Source organism: Hymenobacter agri (assembly GCF_054778495.1).
Genome location: NZ_BAAGZM010000321.1, coordinates 1 through 4,757, shown reverse-complemented (window position 1 = coordinate 4,757; position 4,757 = coordinate 1). Strand labels below are relative to the sequence as shown.

The 4,757-nt window shown below is 61.4% G+C and carries 3 protein-coding genes; 2 read left to right on the top strand and 1 reads right to left on the bottom strand.

The annotated features are described in order from the left end of the window. A partial coding sequence (locus tag ACYVDE_RS14740; RefSeq protein WP_460502306.1) for an energy transducer TonB occupies window positions 1-764 on the bottom strand: 764 nt, incomplete at its 3' end. 218 nt (window positions 765-982) lie between these two features. Here ACYVDE_RS14740 and ACYVDE_RS14735 point away from each other — a divergent pair. Both ACYVDE_RS14735 and ACYVDE_RS14730 read left to right on the top strand, forming a co-directional pair. Then, complete coding sequence (locus ACYVDE_RS14735; RefSeq protein ID WP_460502305.1) at window positions 983-1,732, top strand: hypothetical protein; 750 nt, start codon at window positions 983-985, stop codon at window positions 1,730-1,732. A 71-nt stretch (window positions 1,733-1,803) separates the two neighbouring features. Continuing rightward, window positions 1,804-4,569 carry a TonB-dependent receptor gene (locus tag ACYVDE_RS14730; RefSeq protein WP_460502304.1) on the top strand — a complete coding sequence of 922 codons (2,766 nt, stop codon included), beginning with the start codon at window positions 1,804-1,806 and terminating at the stop codon, window positions 4,567-4,569. Window positions 4,570-4,757: the final 188 nt, after the last annotated feature.

The following is a 4,757-nucleotide window of genomic DNA, read 5'->3' as shown; positions in this document are numbered from 1 at the left end:
TGGCCGCGCAGCTGCGCGGGCTCGGTAGCCGCCGGCAATGCGGCAAGTGCGCGCATTACTTCCGCGTCGAGGGCGCGCCCGGCAGAGCCCAGAATCTCGGGTTGCAGAATGGCCCCGGTTTCGCTTATCTCGAAAGCGGCATAAACCGTTCCCTGCTGCCTCGACCGCAAGGCCTCAACCGGGTAGCGAACCTGCATTTGGGAGAAAAAGACCAGCCCCGCAATGGATGACTGGAATCGGCCCCGCTTAATGGGGTCGGTGAGCCGGGTGCCGAGGTAGCGCTGCTGGCGTTCCGGCAGTTGCTGCACCAGGGTGCCGAATACCGGGTTTTGGTCGGCATAGGGGTACGGTTGCGCCTCCGGCGAGGTGCTGAAGTCAATCACCAGGTTGATTTTGGGCGCTTCTTTAGTTGTCACTTCCGGGTCGGGCGGGGCGGGCTGCCAGGCCAGCATGTGCGCTTCGAGGTAATCGAGGGCTTTGGCCGTGGCCTCACCCAACGGCTTATCCAACGGGACGGGCGGCCGCAGCATGGTGTAGCGGGTAGGGTGGCCATCGGGCATCAGCTCGAACTGCACCAGCATGCGGCCGCCGGGGGCTGGCACCGCTTGCCGGATGCTGCGGCCCACGAGAGCGCGCAGCGAATCGGGTCCGCCGGGGTAGCGCGGGCCGGCGTAGTCGGCCAGGCTCGACACGGTGGTGGTTTGGGCGCGCAGGGCGGGAGCACCCAGCAGGCTTAGGGCAAGGAGTATGCGTGGCAGAATCATAACAGCAAAAACGGGAAGGAAGGCCCTGCCCGCACCGGACAAGCAGGCGTCGGGTCACTGCCAGGTTTTCTGGGCGGCGTCGAAAGTACGCCGGGTGCCAGCTACGTGAAAATTTCCATACAGTATCTGGTATTCTTTCTACGCCCTACTTGTTCCAATACTCCTCAGTAGTACCTTAGCAGCGAGGCCTTCCTTCCATCATCCTCATTTTTTTCCGAATGAAACAACCGAGCACTTTCCTGCTCCTGCTGCCAGCGGCTGTGCTGGCTGCCAGTTCGGCCCGTGCCCAGGTGGCGGGCCCTGAAGCCCGGCTGCCAGCCGCCGCCGAAGCCCTGCGCCGCGAATACGCCGCATCGCCGGTGAATGCGCCCTACCTGTACAACGGGCCCGAGTACGCCGATTATACCCGCAAGTATCACACCCGCACCGGTCACCAGTTTTACCTGCAGCCCGAGACGTTGCCGGGCGCGGTCAACTATAACGACCGCGAATTTGGCGCAGTGCAGCTACAGTACGACATCGTGCTCGACCAAGTGGCCCTCGCGCAACCCGGCAACCCGCTGAGAATCCGGCTCATCGACGACAAGCTGCGCACCTTCTCAATTGAGGGCCACCGCTTTGTACGGCTGGTGGCCGACAGCAGCAACGCCGACATCATTCAGACCGGCTACTATGAGCTGCTGGCCGATGGCCCGGTGCAGGCGCTGGCCAAGCACAGCAAGAAGCTCTACGAACACCTCAACAAGCCTTACATCGATGCATCGTTTGTCGAAAGCAACCGACTGTATATGTACAAGGCCGGGCGCTACTACGCGGTGCGCAGCAAGGGCGCGGCCCTGCGCCTGCTAGCCGACCGCGGCCCCGAAATGCAGCAATACCTGCGCGAGCACCACCTGCGTTTTAACAAAGCCAACCGCGAAAATTCCGTGGTAGAGCTGACGCGCTATTACAACGGCCTACCCCGGTAAACAGCACTTTGCTGCCTTCTACCTACCGCCCTCTCATTATTCCTTTCCGCGCTATTTCCGGTAGTTTTTTCATGAAACACGCGTATTCGCTTCTGTTGCTGGGCAGCCTGCTGCTGAGCAACCTTACCGCCTATTGCCAGCAAGGGCCCGACAAGCCCATTAGCGGCACGTTCACGCACACCCCCTTCGAAGAGTTTGCCCGGCAGGTGGAAGCCCAAGCGCCGGTGCATTTCTATTTCGACCCCCGGGCCGTCGACAGCCTGTTTGTGACGCTGCAGGTACAGGCTCAGCCGGTGCGCGTGGTGCTGGAGCGGGCGCTGGTCAACACGCCGTTTCACTACGTGCTTGATGACGAGAACCGGATAATTGTTTCGCGCGGCTCCGTGCTCTCGACCACGCTACCGGGCAGCTTTTTCCGGGCCGCCACGGCCGCCGACGCGCTAGCCGAGGAGGAAACGGCCGCTACGCCGGCGGCCCGCTCGCACCTCATCAGCGTGTCGGAAGCCCGGGTGTATACCATTGGCGCGGCGGGCGGCACCGGTAATCGGGCCACGCTGATAGGGCGCATCCGCGACCACAAGTCGGGCGAGCCGGTGATTGGGGCTTCTATTTACTCCGAGGCCACCAAAATCGGCGCCAGCACCGACCAGTTTGGGGGCTACTCGCTGACGCTGCCCGTGGGCACGCACGAGTTGAAAATCCGCGGGGTGGGCATCAAGAACACGCGCCGCCAAGTGGTGCTGCGCAACGACGGCAAGCTCGACATCGACGTGGAGGAAGACGTGGTGACGCTGAAGGAAGTGGTGGTGGAAGCCGAGAAGGACAAGAACGTGGCCGGCATGCAGATGGGGCTGGAAAAGCTCGACATCAAGACCATGAAGCAGGTGCCCACGGTATTCGGCGAAACTGACATTCTGCGCGTGATTCTGACGCTGCCGGGCGTGAAGTCGGTGGGGGAGAGCAGCACCGGCCTGAACGTGCGCGGCGGAGCCACCGACCAGAACCTGATTCTGTTCAACGACGCGACCATTTACAACCCGTCGCACTTGTTCGGCTTTTTCTCGGCCTTCAACCCCGACGTGCTGCAGGGCGTGGAGCTCTACAAAAGCGCCATTCCGGCCAAATACGGCGGACGCCTGTCATCTGTACTCGACATCACCACGCGAGAGGGCAACAAGAAGAAGCTGGGCGGCTCGGGCGGCATCGGGCCCCTCACCAGCCGCTTGTCGCTCGAAGGCCCCATCGTGAAAGACAAAAGCTCGTTCATTCTGAGCGGGCGGGCCAGCTATTCCGACTGGCTGCTGAAGTCGCTGTCGGACAAGAATTTCTCGCAAAGCTCGGCGTCGTTCTACGACGTGACGGCGCACGTCAACCACGAGTTCAGCGAGAAAAATGCGCTGTACGCCACTTGGTACTACAGCTCCGACCGGTTTCGGCTGGGCAGCGACACTACCTACCACTACACCAACCAGGCGGCCAGCCTCAAGTGGCGGCACAACTTTACCAACCAGCTGTTCAGCGTGCTCACGGGCACCTATAGCAGCTACAACTACGATGTTTCGAGCAGCAAAAACCCGCTTACGGCGTCGACGCTGAAATACGCCATCGAGCAAACCGGGCTGCGGGCCGACTTCAGCTATTACCCCAACGCGCGGCACAGCATCGACTTCGGGGGCAGCACGCAGCTCTACAACATCTCCCCCGGCAGCTTCACGCCCGATGGCTACGCCTCGCTGGTGAAGCCAGTGGTGCTGGGCCGCGAGCGGGCGCTGGAAAGTGCGCTGTACGTGTCGGAAAAGTTCGATATCACGCCGCGCTTTTCGGTGTCGGCGGGCTTGCGCTACTCGTTTTTCCAGGCCCTGGGGCCGCGCGACGTGTATGAGTACGCCCCGGGCGACACTCGCACCGAGGCCACCATCACCGATACCGTGCACTACGCCAACAACAAGGTGCTGGCCAACTACCAGGGCCCGGAGTACCGCCTCTCGACGCGTTTTTCGCTCACCGACAACTCGTCGGTGAAGGCGAGCTACACCCGCACCCGGCAGTACATCCACCAGCTTACCAACACGGCCTCGGTGTCGCCCACCGACGTGTGGAAGCTCAGCGACGCCAATATCCGGCCGCAGGTGGGCGACCAGGTTTCGCTGGGCTACTACCGCAACTTCAAGAACAACACCATTGAAACATCGGTGGAGACGTACTACAAAACGCTCTACGACTTTGTGGACTACAAGAGCGGGGCCACGCTGGTGCTGAACCCGCACATCGAAACCGACATCATCAACGCCCGCGGCAAGGCCTACGGCGTGGAGGTATTCGTGAAAAAGCTCACCGGCAAGCTCAATGGCTGGGTGAGCTACACTTACTCGCGCTCGCTGGTGCAGGTGAACGGCGCCACCACCGCCGACATGATAAACGGCGGCAACTACTACCCCAGCAACTTCGACAAGCCCCACGACTTTACGATGGTGGGCAACTACCGCTTCAGCCACCGCTTCAGCACCTCGCTCAATTTCACCTACAGCACCGGCCGCCCCATCACGCTGCCGCTGTCGAAGTATTATTACAACAACTCGCTGCGGGTGTTCTACTCCGACCGCAATGCTTACCGCGTGCCCGACTACCTGCGCCTCGACCTGTCGGTGAACATTGAGGGCAGCCACAAGGTGAAAAAGCTGGCCCACAGCTCCTGGACGGTGGGCGTGTACAACCTCACGGGCCGCCGCAACCCGTACTCCATCTACTTCAAGTCGGTGAACGGGCAGATTAAGGGCTACCAGCTGTCCATCTTCGGCAATCCCATTCCGACGGTTACGTACAACTTTAAATTCTAATCCCATGCGCTTCCTTTCCACTTTCGGCGCACTGAGATTGTTTGTTGGGAGCTTGCTGCTGGGCTCTTGCACGGACCCGTACCAGCCCGACGTGGTCAAGTCGCCGCCGAGTTACCTGGTCGTCGACGGCTTTCTCAACAGCCGGGGCGTGACCACGATTAAGCTCTCGCGCACCTACGCCATCGCCT

Bases quoted from the DNA above. Each gene is read 5' to 3' on its own strand.
- ACYVDE_RS14735 (WP_460502305.1), top strand. From the start codon at position 983: ATGAAACAACCGAGCACTTTCCTGCTCCTGCTGCCAGCGGCTGTGCTG.
- ACYVDE_RS14730 (WP_460502304.1), top strand. From the start codon at position 1,804: ATGAAACACGCGTATTCGCTTCTGTTGCTGGGCAGCCTGCTGCTGAGC.